Source organism: Rhizobium sp. BT04, from assembly GCF_030053135.1.
Classification (GTDB): domain Bacteria; phylum Pseudomonadota; class Alphaproteobacteria; order Rhizobiales; family Rhizobiaceae; genus Rhizobium; species Rhizobium binxianense.
Genome location: NZ_CP125652.1, coordinates 94,546 through 109,924, shown reverse-complemented (window position 1 = coordinate 109,924; position 15,379 = coordinate 94,546). Strand labels below are relative to the sequence as shown.

Here is a 15,379-nt window from a genome sequence, read left to right as displayed (position 1 = left end):
TACCCTCAATGGAGCCGGGTCAGGTGTTCCGGCCGCCCATCAGTGCGCCGGGACGGGTGCAGATGTTGAGTTCGTTCATCTGCAACTCGCCATTGATGCCCTTGTCGTTCGGCATCGGCCACTGTTTGGCATAGAGGCGCTCGCCGAGCGTGTTGACCGTCTCGATGTAGTCGGCAGGCGCGGTATAGCTCTTGAAGAGGTTGGCAACGCCAACGGGGAAGAACCGCGCCTTGGTGGTGGCGATGCCAACCCCTTCGCCATCGATCTCCCCGTAGTTTTCCCAGACGATCCCGCCGAATTCGAATATCGGGTTCGAAGAGCGGTTGGCGCCGACGTAGGAATCCCGGAGGATCTGCGCCTCGTTCCAGCCTTTGTAGGTGTCGCGAACTTCCTTGTGCTGCAGCAGCTGATCGAAGAACGTGTCGCCGACGAAGGCGTGTACCGACGCGAAGCGAACGGCGCCCAGGCGTTTCTTCATGGCGCGAATGATTTTTGTGGCTGCCAGGCGGAGAGCACCGTCAGCAGGCGTTGCTGCATCGAGATCGAAATCAACCTCCGTTTCCTCGGTCACGCCGAACTCGGTGAAAAGATTGAGGGTCGAACCGTCGGCATAGGTGATGATACCGGACACGGCGCCCAGGCGCGCATGTTCTTCCGTCAAGTCCATGTCGCTGGTCTGCGCATTGATCTTCTCGCCGACGATGCTCTGCACCGTTTCGAGCTCGGTTTCCGAGCCCTTGGCGCGAACGCCCTGGACTTCGTCGGCCATCACAGACCAGTCGCGCTGGAAGTGAGGCACCGTGAGATTGCTCATCTTGCGCTTCGGCATGTCGCGGGTTTCACCGGGGCCGCCGCGCGGCGTCGGCTTCACGAGCTGCAGGATGTCACCGACGCGCTCGATCGCGATCGACGTGGTTGCGACCGGAGTGCTCGAAAACAGACCCATCTCGCCGATACGGCCAGGACGGTATTTCAGATCATTGACGAAGTCGGTCAGAGACGTGACGCTGAAGGCGTCATTCTTGAAGATATCAAGCATGGATTAAATCCTTTGAGGCCTGCGTCACGCAGGATGTTGAGACGTGCGGCGCGGCCGCTGCTATCCGGCCGGCCGAGAAGCCGACCGGGCGGAATGTTAGTTGCGAACGATGATGCCCTGCGAGGCGAGATCGGCGTAAGCCTTGGCGGTCTGGGCGGCCGTGATCCCGACCGGGAGGGTCAGGCAATGACCATTCACTTCAGCATCGCGGGTGATCGCCGCGATCTTGGTGGTGACCCCGGCACCCGTCACAGCGTCGTAAAGAGCAATCGCCGAAACCGTCTCGGAACCGTCGGTCCCCGCCGGGTTGAAAGCGACATACTCCCTGTCGACAGGCTCTACGCCGAGGCGGACGACAATGCTGTCACCGACGACGAAATCCGCAGATCCGTCAGCGATGGTGAACTTAATTTCCTTGTTGAAGGCCACCGCGACGGTCGCGGGACCGATCTCGCGGCCATCTGGCGTCTGCACCGAGAAGGTGCCGGCGTTTGCTGCCGCCGCGGTGCAGGTCAGCAAGTAGTCGCCGTTCCGCACCTTCGATGTGACGGCCGGGTTCGCCATGGTGAGCACGCCGTTCCCGGTATTGCCGGACGTCGGCACAACCGCAGCGGTGATATCTCCAGGCACTACTTTCGAGCCGAGCAGTTGCCCGGGCGTGATCGTCTGGGATTCCGCGATCTCGATATTGTCACGCGAGCGATGGAAGTTCGCCTCGGACAGGAGAAACTCGCCAGGATGGCGGCCTTCGGTCAGTGTCGTCATGATCTTGGTTCCTTGTGAGGTTTCGCCGACACCAGTCAGGCGGTCCGGGAGTTGATCTTGTTGCTGACCTTGCCCCAGCCAGCCTTCGCGTCGGCGGCAGGCGTCGACACGGTGGCTGACGGCTGCGCAAGGCCGGCGGCGGCCAGGCGGCGCTTTTCATACTCGGCCGCGTCCGCGCCTACCGATGCGGCAGTGCCGGCAGCAACGTTGGTTGTGACGAAGCTGACCACGGCTTCAGCCGCCATATCCGGAGATTGCTTGGCGAGGTCGAGGGCGGCCGCCATGCGCTTGCCGTCGCCCTTGATGCCGTCGGCGCCGAGGATCGTCGTCATGCGGTCCATGGCGGTCGAGAAGCCGTCGGTGCCACCGGCAGACGCGGCGGCGGCGGCAATGGCTGCGGTCGCAGCGGATGCCGCGCCGGCCACATTCTGGTTATCAGGCATAGTAGCTCCTGTGGTGGTTGCCTCAGTGAGAGGCGGCTGGGAATTGGACGCCGAAGCATCCGCGTCGGCCTCGATATCATCGAGGTCAGAGGGAAGCGCTCCGGTGCGGATCGCCGCCCGGATGGTCGAGATAAGGCTGGTCATGGGTTTCTCCTGCGGGGATCAGCCCCGGTTCACTTCCTTGACGAAAGCGTCGAACGCCTCGAGCGGGTCGCCGATCGCGTCGACAAGACCTCGCGCCAAAGCTTCCTTGGCGTCGAAGGCTTCGGCCTCCGTCGCCAGCGCCTTCGCTTTGGTGATACGCCCGCGGCGGCCTTTTGCGACGGTTTCGGCAAATGCTTCGCGCATGATCTCGGCTTGCCCCTGCCAGCGAGCTGCCAAGTCCGGGCTTAGTTGCTCGTAGGGATTGCCGTCTGCCTTCTTTTTGCCGGCACGGATGATGGTGAGCGCGACCCCCTGTTTTTCCAGCATGCCGGAATAGTCGGCATGGATCATGATGACCCCGATAGATCCCGCCCCGCCAAATTCAGGCATGACGATGCCTCGCGTCTGCGATGGCAGCAGGTATCCTGCCGAGTAGCCAAAGTCCGTCAGGATCGACAAGGTTGGCTTCTCCTTCGAGAGCTGCGCGATCGCCGCCGCCGTCTCAAATCCGCCATTCACCTCACCGCCATAGCTGTCGACCTCGAAGACGACACCGCGAACCGACGATGCGCGTCTGGCCATGGCGATCTGCGCCTGCAGGCCCTGATAGGATGTCTCTCCCGAATTCGAGCCGAGCCAGCCGCCCTTGTGGACCAACGATCCCTCGATCGGGATGATGGCGACATTGTCGACCACATCGAACGGCAGACGGTTGACCTGTGTGAAGGCCCGCTCGATTCGGTTGCCGATCTTACCCGCCAGCGGCCGACCATTGGCGCCGGCGACATGATCGACAGCGCCGACCGGGTTAGTGATAACGACTGTGTCGCCTGCCACTCGCGAGCCGAGCCCGTAAAGGAATGCTTCGGCTTTGCGCTCGTCATACATCAGCGGTGTGCCGAAGAGCCGCTGCGCGATCTGACCATAGGCAAAGCTCATCATCGGTTCCTTAGTATCGCAACGACCAGCGACGCGAGACGCGGCACTGGCCATTCTTCTGGCGGCATAGATCGTCAAGCCGATTGATCTCTGCATCGAGGTCACCAAGCGATGACGACGCTACTTTGATCCGCTGGTGCATCACCGGCGAACGGATCTCGCTTTCTTCGACCTGCCCGCCCGAAATACGCTTGTACTTCACGCCGCGTAGGGCCGTCGCCAACGCGCAAGGGTCGTCGATATCGACCAGCACACCGTCGATTTTGACCATGTTCGGCATCAGGCTTTTTCCTTGGCGGACTGGCTGTCCTTATTGGCCGGTTCGCTTCCGGTTTTCCGGGCGAAGGGCGATGGCATGCCCTCATCTGTATAACGCTTGTGCCAGCGGAGATTGCTCTCGAAGATCTCTTCGGCATCCTGTCCATTAGCCGATGCCTCGACGTCGATCGAGCTTGTGCCGTTCTGGATCCGCTCGCTTGCCGCCTTGGCGGCCTTTTCGTCATCGGCCGTCGGCTTTGACGGCCCAAGGCAAAGCGCGTAAAGGATGGCATCCCTGTTGGCGCGATAAACCTCGATCCCGCCTTTGAAAGGTATTTCCCCCTCTTCGACCATCTCATCGAGCCAGCTCGCGTAAGGCACGAGAACATGCGGGGCGGCGATACGATCCGTGCGCCGGGTGGCGACCGGCCAGATGGATGCATTTTCCATCATCGTCGATGCGTAGGTCGCATTCGTGTAGTCCAGCGTATAACCGCCGAACGTCACGCCGAGAGCGCGGGCCGTCTCACGGTGAAGCGACGCCGAAAACGGCAGGTAGTCGCGACCAGGAACCTTGGCGGTCTCGATCCCGAGTTTTTCGCCTGGCGCCAAGTGAGACACCCCCGCGCCGGCGCCAATCTTGATTTCAGATTCCGCTGCGCGGTCAAGCTGCGCCTTGAAGTAATTGGTGAAGTCGGTCGCGATGTCGGCAGCACCGGAACCGCCCGCGTCCTTCAATGCTTCCAAAGCCTCAAACGCGTCTGAACTTGGCCGATCACTGGTCAGCACGATCGTATAGATCGTCTGAAGAAACGCCATCTGCGCCGTGGCGTCGTCAAGATTTTCGGCCATCAGATACTTGCGGAACGTCGACGCAAGCGGCGTGACACCGCGCACGTCTTCGGCCGAGAACGGGTCGAAGGCATGCATGACGAGCTGGCGACCGTCGGCGTCACGAGCAGCATGGTCTCGCTTCACATTGATCCCGGCTTCCCGCTCCATGAAACGATAGTGCGTCGGCCGACCGTTCGGATCATGGATGATCCCCTGAAACAGCCCCTCGAACTCATTGGTGTCCTGCACCAGCTTCGACGGCGACACCATCAGGAACTTTGTGCCTGACTTGATGCCGTAGCGGCGACGCTGCGCCCTCGTCATGAAACTGACGATGCCCGTGCTCTCTCCGAAGCCAAGCCAGTTGCGAACCCCGATATCGGTCATCTGCGGCAGCGTGAACTTGCCGCGAAAGTCGCACTCCGCGGCATTCCAGGCCCATGGCTTAAAGCGTGACTTCGTCAGCTTTACCCATTCCGTAGTCTCGACCTGGTCGTAACCGAAGCGCGATAGGTCCGGCTGCGGATTGAGGGTCAGTTCGACGCCGATGGTGTCGGCGATAATCTGATCGGCTACCCCGCGAAGGCGCCCGCTGTTGTACAGCATATCCATCGCGAGCCCGGAGGCGCGCCACCAAATCCGCCGGACCTCGTCACGATGCTCGCGAAGCGATGCCGGTCGCGACGCAATCACGCCCGATGGCGTATCGCGCATGTAGCCAGCGCTGGTGCCCGCCTTGACGCGAACACGAGGCTTTACCGTCGCTTCTTCCATCGGTTCTCAGTTTCCGTTTTCTTTTCCGGTGGCGTCGCCGTCTCCGCTGCAGCCGATGTGGAAGCCGCCATGATCTTCACAGGTGCCGGTGACAGCAGGTCGGGCGCGATATCCGGCTCTCGCTCGGCTCGCAACGCCGCCCATTCCGCCGGCGACATCCGAGACAATCCGAGATGTTCGGCGATCGCCATCGCGTAGATTCGACAATCAAGCCAGTGGTTATCGACGCGGAGAGGCATCCACTCTTCGTAGAGTTTTCCGCGCTGTATCTTCTGCACAAAGGCTTCTGCCGTGATCTGCTTGAAATACTCTTCCCCAAGTTCCTTGTGGAAGTGGCAGTAGCCCGGCGGGTCAGTCGGTTCGCCGGCCGCCAGACCAGACTTGTGCAGGTTGCCGTAAAACTCCGCTTTCAACGCCCAGGTACCGACCGGCCACGACATGGTCGATCCGAACCTTTTCCGCTTACCCTTCTTGGTAACCGACTTCCTCTGCGGCTGGCTGATCGCCGGCCGGCCTCGCCCGGGCTCACCCTTGACGGCATACGTACCAGGTCGACGGCGGCACCACTCCAGCACCTGATTGGTGCGATAGCCGGCGTCTACTGCAAGAGCGTCGAGACGTCGCAACACGCCGTGGGCGTCGGGGAACTCCCGCTTGTGAAGCTCATCAAGAAGCTGCCATGCACCTTCCTGCGGGTTATCGGTCGCACCTGGAAGGTAGATCGCTATCACCGACCAGGTCTGGCGATCCTCAGCGAAGGCGACGGCCTCGAAGTAAATGCCATGCGACTGAATGTCGGCGCCGGCAGTGAACAGCAGGCCGCCAGGCGGAATAACCTCAGGCTCGTAGTCTTCGCGGCGCTCCATGAGCCGGACGTGGTCAGGGGCATTGCCTCGCATTTGGTATGGCAGGGCCAGCACCAGATTGTGATAGTCCTTTGCGCCGCTCTCGCCCTTGCCTTCGGAGGCAATCTTGTCTTCCGCGATCGCCTCATAGGACATCATGAGCGACATGAAAGCGTCGACGTGAAAGCCCGGATGACGATCTGGCCCGGTCAAGGTCGGAATATATCGCCCCTCGCGTACCGCATGGACCCTTTCCGATTCCGAAATCTGATGGGAGCAATGCTCACATTGCATCACCGTACGGTGCGGATGCGCCCTGTCGATGACGAGATATTGGTCTCGCTGCACCATTTCGCGGCCGCATTCGGCGCATTTGATGAACCAGAAGCGCTGGTCCGACAGGCGAAACGAGCGATCGATGCGGCAATGGCCGGGACCCTCGCCCATCGCATCGCCGCTATCCAGCTCCGGCGTCGACAGCTCGAGGATCTTGTAGGTCTTCTGCCGGCGGAATGCCGTGAAGCGTCCGAAGAACAGCGTCTCAGGATCTGAGCCGTCGGGGAAAAGCTCCCACTTGGAAACTTCGTCCTTCACACCGTAGCGGACGGTCTTGCCGGAAAGGTCCTTCTTCGTGTTGGCGTTGCCAAGATAGATGAACGTATCCTGGCCGATTTTCTTGGTGTACGTCGTCGAGCCGGAGGCATCGACGATGCGCTTGCCCGTCTCCTCCTGCCATTTGTCGATCAGCGGCTGGAATTTGCCGCTGTTCAGATCCTGCAGAAGGTCGATACCCGGCGCACCGTAGAGCGCATTGTCAGGGCACATCTCGGCGATATAGAGCATCCAGGCTAATGCCAGGATGGAGACGCCGGTCTGCTGGGCCTTGCGAACCGAAACTCGATTGCACGGGTGCTCCTGGCTGAGACATTCCGCGATCTCAAGCAGGTATGGCGCGTCCTCGCCCGACCAGAATTCCCCTTTCCGCGAGCCGTCGACCAGCACGATGTTCTGAGGCAGCCAAAGCTGGAACGGCATCGGCGGCGTCGGCCTGATACCGTCCGCGAAGCTCCTCGCCTGGATGCGCAGCGCACCTGGATGGGCGTTCACGCTTCTTCGTCCTCGATCAGCTCGTCTGTCTCGGGCGCTTCGTTGGCGAGGCCGACCAGCCGATCGGCGATCGCGTTCCCGAGATCGAAAGCAATCGTGCGCAGCAAGACACGCACCCCGTGAACGCCTTCCTTTGACACCGCCAGAGCCAGCTGATCCGCGTTGTTCGGAAGGCGCTTAACGATGTTCTGGATCTCGCGAGCGATGATCCGGTTCGCCTCCTCGACCTTGTCCTTGCGCACCAGTTGCTTCAGGTCCTCCTGATGCTTGATGCGCTCTCGCCCGAGCTTCAGCCATTCGTTCTGACGACGGGCTTCGTCAAAGCTGTCGCTCGGGTCCAAAGGGCCGCTGGCGCCGGTCGAGATCGAGCGGATCGGAGCGGTTGCCTTCGCCGGGTTCACAAAACGCTGGCGATACTCGTCATAGTGCGCCAGCGAAACCTGCAGAACCTGGCCCTGGTTGCCACGCACAACTGGCGTGTCGGGTCGCTCGTCAAGCAGCTTCTTGACAGCCTTCGAAACGGCCTGCTTCGAAACCTTGTCACGATCAGCAATCTGCGCGACCGAAGACATGACCAGCTTTTCTTCAGTCATGGCCGTCTGCGCCTCACGTCAACCGTCAACTTCGGGGCGTCAACCTCGTCAACCCCGTCAACCCAATGTTTTTCCAAAAAAAACGGACAGATTTCCGGGGTCGCCCCGGCCCGCAGGCGGTCGGATCGTTCATACGGTCCCTTGACCCGGGGGGGGGTGCCCCCGGTCGAGGCGGCGGCCGACCCCTCGCCTACCGAGGCAGGAGGCGGTCGATCTCGTGAAGGACGCGCGGCGCGAGGTTCTGCTCGATCAGTTCAGCCAACACCTTCAGGAACTCTTCCGGGTTGTTGGTCACATCGTGCGCGGGGTTCGGACCGAACAGTTCCCGGATGGGCAACCGCTTCTTGCCGACGCGCTTCATCACGCCGCGATGACCGCTTTCCATCTCGGCAATGAAGGCCGATCGATACGAGCCGCGAGCCCTGACGCGAACGCCACTGGCATTCTGCGTCGCACCGAGATCGTATAAGGAAATCCATCCGGACTTCTCGATGACGTCGATCGTGTTGCCGCCGGCATTGAAGAATGCCTTTGTCAGCACTGCGACCTTCCGAACAGGAAGGTCAGTTCGTTCTGCGCTGCGCTTGACGATCCGTGTCCGCGCCATGTCGCGCATGCGCCGCATGGCGCTCGCCATCGCCTTCGCTTTGATCTGGCCCGGCAGATTGCCGATCGCTCGTGAAAGCTGCTCTATCTCGCTGGCATCGAAACGAAGCTCGGCGGTCACATTGCTGCCCCACAAATGCGAAACCCGCCGGGCGTTCGCCGAGCGGGTTTTCTAACCTAATTCCACGCTTTCAATGTATGTCAACCGTCTGCCGCGCCGCAAGGGCGGTTTCAGAATTTATTCTCAGGCGTTTTCAATGTCTTGCGAAGCTTTGAGGTGATATGCGACACGCGCCCATGGCTGACGATCTGGAATGAAGGGAAGCAAATCACCACCGCTCAAGCGGCCGGAAAGGTCGGAATGCAGGTGATGGAGCGCATCCTGCCAGAGCTGCCAGTCCAGACGGGACAGGATGGCGCCGCGAATTGAGGTGGAAAGCTCATGTTTGCGATAGGCGCCCTTCATCGGCCGCTGCTTCTTCTTGTCGAAACCGTCCGCCTCATAGCGATAGACCCGCTGCAGCGCGTCCCGCCCCTTCTTTGTGACGAACCATGCCGGCTTTCCGGACTTCATCACCATCCTGACCTTCGGCTCTTCGGCCGTCCAATCCGGCCCGCGGCCGAGGATGGCGTGTCTCACGACCAGGTTGACCACGTGTCGGCCATTCAGCCGCTGGCCTTTCAACCGCAAAGCCTCGTCGACGCTGGCGACTTCTGCGGCGATCAGGCCGAGACTGTCCTCCCACTCAGGAAAGGGGTTCCAGACGCCGTCGCCGCTGTAATCGAAGTTGCCGAATGCATCCATGGCCCGCACCGCGTCGCCAACCTTGACCGCGTCCGGGTGCGGATCTGATGAGGCCGACACGAAATCAGGGATGACGCCGTATACATTTGGATTGCGGTCGATCAGCGTTCCCAGCGCCGCAACCTCGCTCACCATGTTCCAGGCGACGCTGAAGCCCCGCCCGGTATCAGCCATTGGCGCACCAACCTTGCACAGCTCTTGCGTGAAAGCCCAGTTCAACAGCTGTTCAATGGTTACCTTTTTCATCACTTTCAAACCCTTGGATAGTTTGGATAGTTTTGGATAGTTGATTGGATAGTTTTATTGTTTGTATTCAGATGGTTAGATAGTTCGGACAGTTATCTCGCATTAAAGAGGCATTTTTTTCATCCCCCTTCCCCCGCTTTTTTCACGCGTATAGGCGCACAAAAACTATCCGGACTATCCAAGCCATTGATTTTACTCCCCACACCCCTCCGGGAACTCTCCAGAAACCTCCGAGAAACTATCCGAACTATCCGGTTTTGGAGGGTCAGCGATGGCACGGGTGGGGTTGCGGGGATCATCAAAAGACCTCTGGCAAGGGTGCATCGTCGTCGAACCGGCCTGGCGGCGGCTGAGGCATAGGATCGTCATGGCGAGGCTGCGGCACATCTCGCAGGCGGATGCCGAGATAGAAGACGTTGCCCGACGTCTCCTTCTTGAATTTCTTCGACATGGCTCTCCCGAAGGCCGTGACGTTCATCGGCTTGCCGCCCTCGTCCTCGGTAAATCGGCAATAGGCGGCGTAGAGGAACTTCGACTGCAGCGGCGGCGCATCCTCGTCCTTGACCACACAGCGGGCCACAAAGGCAGACGTGCGATCCATGTCGTCGCGATAATCCTGCGTGGCAGCCTTGACCGCCTCAGGGATCACAAGGCCCTCACGCAGATAGATGCGCACGCCGTCAATCAACCAGTTGAGGATGCCGGAATATTCCGGCCTGAAATACGCGATCATCTCATCGAATGGCCGCCGCTCGGCTTCCGGCACCTTCACTGGCCAATGCACGACGGCCATGCGTCGCCAGATGCCGTCGTCATTGCCGGTGATGCGGGGATAGCCGTTCCCGCTCATCTGGACGACGAAGATCGGGTCGAAATCCATATATCCCTGGAAGAGATCGCGCGCCGTGATCGTTTCGCCGCCCGTCAGTTCCTTTACCAGGTTCTCCTTCAAGTCCTCGCCTTCAGGCAGCTCCTTGACGCGCAGCAGGCGGCGGCCGAGCAATCGGGCAAGGTCGGGAGAGGCGCCGCCGGAGGATCCGCTCTCGCCGATCAAGCTGGTCGCCGGCAGCGTGACCGCCACTTCGCCTAGCAGCCTGCAGAGCGTCTCCATGTAGACCGATTTGCCGTTCGCGCCATCGCCATAGTGAAAGAACAGCTTCTGCACGGTCAGTCCGACCAGGCCGAGACCTGACGACACCTGCACCAGCCGGCGCACATCAGCATCGGGCAGCATCGTCTCGAGGAATCTCATCCAGCGCGGGCACTTTGCCTTCGGCTGATAATCGACCGGAACGACATGCGTGATCAGATCCTCGCGCCGATGGCCGCGATGAACCTTCACATCGGCCTCGATGCAGACGTCTACCGTCTCAGGCACGTTCGGCGTCTCGGCCGTGCTGATGAATTTCGGGTTCTTCTGCCGTTCCATGCGGGATTGGAAGCTGATCGTCGCATTATGCACGGCAAAGCGCATGCGATCGGCGTTGAGATCATCGGGCGATCGGATGATATGCGGCGCGGCGCAGGCGAGCGCAGCATTCATGCGCGCGACGTTCTTCGACGACACCGCATGGTCGAGCCGTCGCTTCACGCGTTTGGAAAACGCATCGAGAGCCTTTTCGCGATTGGCGATCAGCCGCCGCTTGGTGACGTCGAGGTCCTCGCCCGCCTCTTCAGCTTCGGCTGCCGCCTTGCCTGCATCGATCTGCTCCTGCTCCTTCTGCGTCGGCTTGATGTAATGCCGCTCAAGCATGATGCGGTCGCCGAGTTGCTGGACGATCGCCAGCGATTTCGGCCCACCATTGGCGATATCCCAATGAGTGCCTGTCCAGACGGCATAAAGCGCCGCCTTCGCCTTTTCCTGGGACACAACGAGCAGATCATCGCCGAAATGCTTCAGCAGCCGCTTGCCGTTATCCGTGTCGGAATGGTCGAGACCGGCGCAGTATTCGAGCGTCTGCTTCAGCTTGTCAGCGTCATCAGGCGGCGGCGACCCATGGTCGAGAGTTTCGGCATGATCATCTGCGACGGGTGGGGTTTCGGGGTCGATTTCGCCACGCTGCACCATGGCAGCCTGAATGATCTCCTTGAGACCATCCGGCATTTCAGTCGATACGATGTCGAGCACGCCCTTAGACCCTCTTGCATAGCAGGCTGGCGAAATCCGCCCCTTCGGGCGGCCACCAGATATTGACCGACCGGCCGGGAGCAGCGAGACGGGCTTTCGCCCGCGCCATCGCGGCCGCGGTGAAATAGAATTCGCTGTCGCCGTCGGCGAGCAGCACGATGCCCTTCACATGAGCGGGCACCTGGATTGCATCCATCGGCTCCTGGTCAGGCTTCGGATGAGGATAGACGCGCACCTTCTGGCCGCCCCGCGTCACATGGCTTTCGCTCTTGCCGGCGCCGCGATCGGCGGGACCTGCCAGATTGCCGAGATCGCCGGCCGCGAAATAGAATGTGCCCGGATCGAAGCCTTCGTAACCGGCGACTGCGAGCACCGTCTCGATGCCTTCGCCGCCGACCCAACGCGAGGCTTCCATGTCGCCGCAGAGCGGTATCAGGCCGCCGCTCTTTGCGCCGCGCATCTTCTTCGTCGGCAATGGCTCGCCCTTCTCGTCCTTGCCGAGATCAGGCCTGAACTTCGGCCCACGCTCCATGTCGATCCATGTCAGATGACTGCCGATGATCTTTCCCTCGAGGTCGACGAAGGGCGCTATTTGCGCGTAGCCGGAATAGATCGACACCGGCCGGCCCATCTCATCGAGGCCGTGCCAATAGCTGAGGCGCGGGTTGAAGCGCAGGCATTCGAACACGCGGTCGACCATGGCGAAGCCGGTGCGGGCGCTCAGATATGCCCGCAGACGCCCGTCTTCCGGATCTGGCGCGACGGTCGCATTGAGATAGATGCCTCGCGCCTTATCGATTTCCTTTTGCCTGTACCGATCCTGCTCGCGCTGACGGTCCGCCTCATTTGCTTCACGCTCGGCCCTCGCCTTCGCCATGCGCTCCTGACGGGCGGCGCGCTGCGCATCGGTCTCGCGCTCGGCCTCGTCGGGCAGCGTTTCGCCAAGCGCCGTCGCGCAGGCCTCCAGCAGCTCGGCGCGCGTATGCAGGTCGAGACCGAGCACGAAACCGACCAGGCCGACACCGGTGCGCCCGCCGATGCTGCAGCCACGGCAGTTCCAAGCCCCCTTGACCAGGTTCACCGAAAACCGATCCTTGCCGCCGCAATGCGGGCAAGGCTGGCCCTTGTCGCCGCGCTTGATCTGCAGGCCCAGCCGCTCGACCGCTTCGGCCACGGTGACGCTCTGAGCGCGCTCAATGAACTCTGAAATTGCCGGATTGCTCATGACGCGCTCAGCGGCCCGAAACGGTCATCATGCCGCCGCCCTCCGTTCGACCACCGCGAGATGATTGCAGTTGGCCGCGACCAGCGCCCTTGCCACCGGCGGACAAACACTGTTGCCGACACAGCTGACCTGCACTGATTTGGAGAACGGCACCCACTTGCCGGCGGCATCGTGATAGCCGTCGATCTTGTAGTCGGCCGGGAAACCCTGCGCGTTGAACAGCTCGCGAGGCACGAGCATGCGCATGCCGATATCGACGATGACGAAGGTGTGGCCATCAACCTCGATGGTGACGAACTCTCGTTCGTCCCAGAAACCATGCGCCCGCATGAAATCTGCCACCTGCCGGGCCCGGGCCGCCTGCGCTTCCGTGAAGGGCGGCACATCGAGGACAGCCTCGACATGCCCGTGCCGTGGCTTGACGGTCGCCGTACGCATCGGCTCGTCCTCGCGCGAGCCCTCTCCGGTCGCGTAGTAGGATTGCAGGTAAGGCATCACCAGCTGGCTTTTGCCCTGCCCTTCAGTGGTGATCGTGCCGGCGGCCCGCTCCATGCTGTGGCACGCACCGGTACCGAACTGCCGCGCGATGAAGGCGGCGACCGGGCTTTGCGTCGACCCCTTCGCCACGATGGTGGAGCACGCCTCCCTGACGTCGTGTCCCGGCTCCAGATAATTATTCTGGGCCATGAAGGCGCAAAAGACCGAGTTCTGGTCCTTGTCGCTCGCTGTGATCGTATGAGCCTGCCCATTGATCGACCGATTCGCGCCGCCTTGCTGGGCATAGGTCAAAACCGGCGCCAGCAGGCCCAGCGGCGCAGCGCCACCTGGTCTCTTGACGTAGCCGTTCGCCGTGATCGTCGGCATTTGGTCGCGCATATCGCTGCCGGTGGCGCCGGAATTGAAACGCTGGATGGAGGGCGCAATGAGCGCCTTTTCGCCGCGATGCGCCGCCGTGATCGCCCTGGCAGGCTCGGCAAGATCCTCGATGCGGCCGCCATGTGTCAGGTTCACCAGGAACGGTCTCTTGGCACGGATCACGAATCGATCCATCCCGCGTGCGATCCGCGCATGCGAATTGTCCGCTAGCGGACGCTGCGCCCGCACTCCGAACTTCTCCCAGATCTCTTCCGCCGTATCGAAGATCGACGGGCACGGAATGCTCCAGTCGATGCAGCCGGCGACGATCGGCCAAGGCTGCTTGCGGCCCGCGATCACATCGCGATCATCCGGCGCCCCATGCGTCGGCTCAGGCCAGACGATCTTCCCGCCATCGAAACGCATGATGATGAACAGCCGCTTGCGGATCGTCGGCGCACCATAGTCGCGGCCGCGCAGCTCCCGCATCTCGATCCTGGCGCCCAGGCCGCGCAGCTTCCGGCACCATTTCTGGAACGTCTCGCCCTTGCGATCCGGATCGGGCATCTCGCCCTTTGCCGTCGTGATCAGCGGGCCGTAATCCTTGAATTCCTCGACGTTCTCCATGATGACGACATCGATCTTGCCGCCGCTGTTCTGGATACGCTCGATCCATCCCGGGATGATCCAGCAAAGATCGCGGATGTTGCGCGCAACCGGCTTGCCGCCCTTGGCCTTGCTGAAGTGCTTGCAGTCGGGCGAAAACCAGGCGAGCCCGATATGCTTGCCTCTGAGATGGTCGAGCGGGTCGATCTTGTAGACGTTTTCTGAGAGATGAATCGTCTCGGGATGGTTCGCGGCATGCAGCGCCAGCGCGTCGGCGTCGTGATTGATCGCGTAATCGGGCGAGCGGCCGAGCGCCTGCTCGATTCCGGTCGACGCTCCGCCGCCGCCGGCAAAGCTGTCGATGATGATCGGCTCGCCCCAGCCCTTCCTTGCGGCAAAGTCATGGATGTCGTCGACCGACATCCCCTCGAATAGTGTCGGCATGACCGTCATGCTGCCCTCACGTGATTTTCAGCGGCCATCAGCCGCCCCCGCGACGATCGTGCGCGCCGCATGCAGCGTCCGGCAGACCGCGTCTTCGCCAACCTTCAGCAGCTCGCCGATGTCGGCCGTGTCGAAATGTCCGGAATTCCAGAGCACGATCGCCGCCAAGGCTTGGCGATCGTCCATCCTGCCGCTCATAGCGGAGGAGGTTGCCCGTCTCGGATCAGCCCTATCCAGCATGGGCGATCCTCCCCATGAACGGCTGCAGGTCCTCGTCATTGGCGATGCGCAGCTGGCCCATCCGGGTCAGCGCGTCGAGTGCGAGATCGAGCGCTTCCGGCCACCGCTCACGATGCAACGCGATGAACGGCGTTCCACGCGTCCAGCCGCGCAGCAGGTGCGGCTTCGTCACACAGCGCATGTCGCCGACCTGCAGCAGGTCGAGCCCGAATTCGCGGGCGGTGCGGTAGCACTGGACGATGTCGGGGGCGACGATCAGCAGGATGCGTTTGCGTTCCGGTCTCATGGCTGCACCGCCTCGCAGTCCGGCTGGCTGACGAGGTTCCCGTCGAGCGGCACATGCGGACGGCCGGTGATCCGCTGCAGCCGCTCTTCCATGTTGCGCGCCTCGATCTCGAAGCCGCGCAGGATCAGCGCTTCCCCGACCTTGCCTGGCTCTTGTTCCTTGCTCTGCCGCAGCACGCGGATCGAATCGGAAAGCAT

Annotated in this window: 16 protein-coding genes; all 16 read right to left on the bottom strand. The window is 61.6% G+C overall.

The features are described 5' to 3' along the window. Positions 1–19: 19 nt before the first annotated feature. Positions 20–1,039 carry a major capsid protein gene (locus QMO82_RS08905; RefSeq protein WP_283196600.1) on the bottom strand — a complete coding sequence of 340 codons (1,020 nt, stop codon included), beginning with the start codon at positions 1,037–1,039 and terminating at the stop codon, positions 20–22. A gap of 96 nt (positions 1,040–1,135) precedes the next feature. Further along, positions 1,136–1,804 (bottom strand): head decoration protein, encoded by a 669-nt coding sequence (locus QMO82_RS08900; RefSeq protein ID WP_283196599.1) that lies wholly within the window; start codon positions 1,802–1,804, stop codon positions 1,136–1,138. 35 nt (positions 1,805–1,839) lie between these two features. Next, on the bottom strand, positions 1,840–2,391 hold the full coding sequence (locus tag QMO82_RS08895; protein ID WP_283196598.1) for a hypothetical protein: 552 nt from the start codon (positions 2,389–2,391) through the stop codon (positions 1,840–1,842). Between the two features lie 18 nt (positions 2,392–2,409). Next, on the bottom strand, positions 2,410–3,330 hold the full coding sequence (locus tag QMO82_RS08890) for a S49 family peptidase (RefSeq protein ID WP_283196597.1): 921 nt from the start codon (positions 3,328–3,330) through the stop codon (positions 2,410–2,412). Positions 3,331–3,340: 10 nt separating this feature from the next. Next, entirely contained in the window at positions 3,341–3,610 is a 270-nt protein-coding gene (locus QMO82_RS08885) for a hypothetical protein (protein WP_145964862.1), read from the bottom strand. Beyond that, positions 3,610–5,196 (bottom strand): phage portal protein, encoded by a 1,587-nt coding sequence (locus tag QMO82_RS08880; RefSeq protein WP_283196596.1) that lies wholly within the window; start codon positions 5,194–5,196, stop codon positions 3,610–3,612. The genes QMO82_RS08885 and QMO82_RS08880 overlap by 1 nt, the downstream gene beginning before the upstream one ends. Further along, positions 5,178–7,148 carry a terminase gpA endonuclease subunit gene (locus QMO82_RS08875; RefSeq protein ID WP_283196595.1) on the bottom strand — a complete coding sequence of 657 codons (1,971 nt, stop codon included), beginning with the start codon at positions 7,146–7,148 and terminating at the stop codon, positions 5,178–5,180. The genes QMO82_RS08880 and QMO82_RS08875 overlap by 19 nt, the downstream gene beginning before the upstream one ends. After that, the gene (locus QMO82_RS08870; RefSeq protein WP_283196594.1) at positions 7,145–7,741 is read right to left on the bottom strand and encodes a hypothetical protein; all 597 of its coding nucleotides are present in this window, start codon (positions 7,739–7,741) and stop codon (positions 7,145–7,147) included. Before QMO82_RS08870 ends, QMO82_RS08875 begins: the two co-directional genes overlap by 4 nt. Positions 7,742–7,931: 190 nt before the next feature. Next, positions 7,932–8,468 carry a hypothetical protein gene (locus QMO82_RS08865; protein WP_283196593.1) on the bottom strand — a complete coding sequence of 179 codons (537 nt, stop codon included), beginning with the start codon at positions 8,466–8,468 and terminating at the stop codon, positions 7,932–7,934. Positions 8,469–8,591: 123 nt separating this feature from the next. Next, positions 8,592–9,398, bottom strand: a complete 807-nt coding sequence (locus tag QMO82_RS08860; protein WP_283196656.1) for a hypothetical protein — start codon at positions 9,396–9,398, stop codon at positions 8,592–8,594. Between the two features lie 298 nt (positions 9,399–9,696). Further along, positions 9,697–11,526, bottom strand: coding sequence for a phage/plasmid primase, P4 family (locus tag QMO82_RS08855; protein ID WP_283196592.1), 1,830 nt, complete (start codon positions 11,524–11,526; stop codon positions 9,697–9,699). A 4-nt stretch (positions 11,527–11,530) separates the two neighbouring features. Continuing rightward, on the bottom strand, positions 11,531–12,751 hold the full coding sequence (locus tag QMO82_RS08850; protein WP_283196591.1) for a primase-helicase zinc-binding domain-containing protein: 1,221 nt from the start codon (positions 12,749–12,751) through the stop codon (positions 11,531–11,533). A 27-nt stretch (positions 12,752–12,778) separates the two neighbouring features. After that, positions 12,779–14,635, bottom strand: a complete 1,857-nt coding sequence (locus tag QMO82_RS08845) for a DNA cytosine methyltransferase (RefSeq protein ID WP_283196655.1) — start codon at positions 14,633–14,635, stop codon at positions 12,779–12,781. Between the two features lie 48 nt (positions 14,636–14,683). Beyond that, on the bottom strand, positions 14,684–14,896 hold the full coding sequence (locus QMO82_RS08840) for a hypothetical protein (RefSeq protein ID WP_283196590.1): 213 nt from the start codon (positions 14,894–14,896) through the stop codon (positions 14,684–14,686). Further along, a complete protein-coding gene (locus QMO82_RS08835; RefSeq protein WP_283196589.1) occupies positions 14,886–15,182 on the bottom strand; it encodes a hypothetical protein in 297 nt (98 codons plus the stop codon). Before QMO82_RS08835 ends, QMO82_RS08840 begins: the two co-directional genes overlap by 11 nt. After that, on the bottom strand, positions 15,179–15,379 hold the full coding sequence (locus tag QMO82_RS08830) for a hypothetical protein (protein WP_283196588.1): 201 nt from the start codon (positions 15,377–15,379) through the stop codon (positions 15,179–15,181). The genes QMO82_RS08835 and QMO82_RS08830 overlap by 4 nt, the downstream gene beginning before the upstream one ends.

Coding starts and splice junctions, on each gene's coding strand:
- QMO82_RS08905 (WP_283196600.1), bottom strand. CDS start 1,039: ATGCTTGATATCTTCAAGAATGACGCCTTCAGCGTCACGTCTCTGACC.
- QMO82_RS08900 (WP_283196599.1), bottom strand. CDS start 1,804: ATGACGACACTGACCGAAGGCCGCCATCCTGGCGAGTTTCTCCTGTCC.
- QMO82_RS08895 (WP_283196598.1), bottom strand. CDS start 2,391: ATGACCAGCCTTATCTCGACCATCCGGGCGGCGATCCGCACCGGAGCG.
- QMO82_RS08890 (WP_283196597.1), bottom strand. CDS start 3,330: ATGAGCTTTGCCTATGGTCAGATCGCGCAGCGGCTCTTCGGCACACCG.
- QMO82_RS08885 (WP_145964862.1), bottom strand. CDS start 3,610: ATGCCGAACATGGTCAAAATCGACGGTGTGCTGGTCGATATCGACGAC.
- QMO82_RS08880 (WP_283196596.1), bottom strand. CDS start 5,196: ATGGAAGAAGCGACGGTAAAGCCTCGTGTTCGCGTCAAGGCGGGCACC.
- QMO82_RS08870 (WP_283196594.1), bottom strand. CDS start 7,741: ATGACTGAAGAAAAGCTGGTCATGTCTTCGGTCGCGCAGATTGCTGAT.
- QMO82_RS08860 (WP_283196656.1), bottom strand. CDS start 9,398: ATGAAAAAGGTAACCATTGAACAGCTGTTGAACTGGGCTTTCACGCAA.
- QMO82_RS08850 (WP_283196591.1), bottom strand. CDS start 12,751: ATGAGCAATCCGGCAATTTCAGAGTTCATTGAGCGCGCTCAGAGCGTC.
- QMO82_RS08845 (WP_283196655.1), bottom strand. CDS start 14,635: ATGTCGGTCGACGACATCCATGACTTTGCCGCAAGGAAGGGCTGGGGC.
- QMO82_RS08840 (WP_283196590.1), bottom strand. CDS start 14,896: ATGCTGGATAGGGCTGATCCGAGACGGGCAACCTCCTCCGCTATGAGC.
- QMO82_RS08835 (WP_283196589.1), bottom strand. CDS start 15,182: ATGAGACCGGAACGCAAACGCATCCTGCTGATCGTCGCCCCCGACATC.
- QMO82_RS08830 (WP_283196588.1), bottom strand. CDS start 15,379: ATGCTTTCCGATTCGATCCGCGTGCTGCGGCAGAGCAAGGAACAAGAG.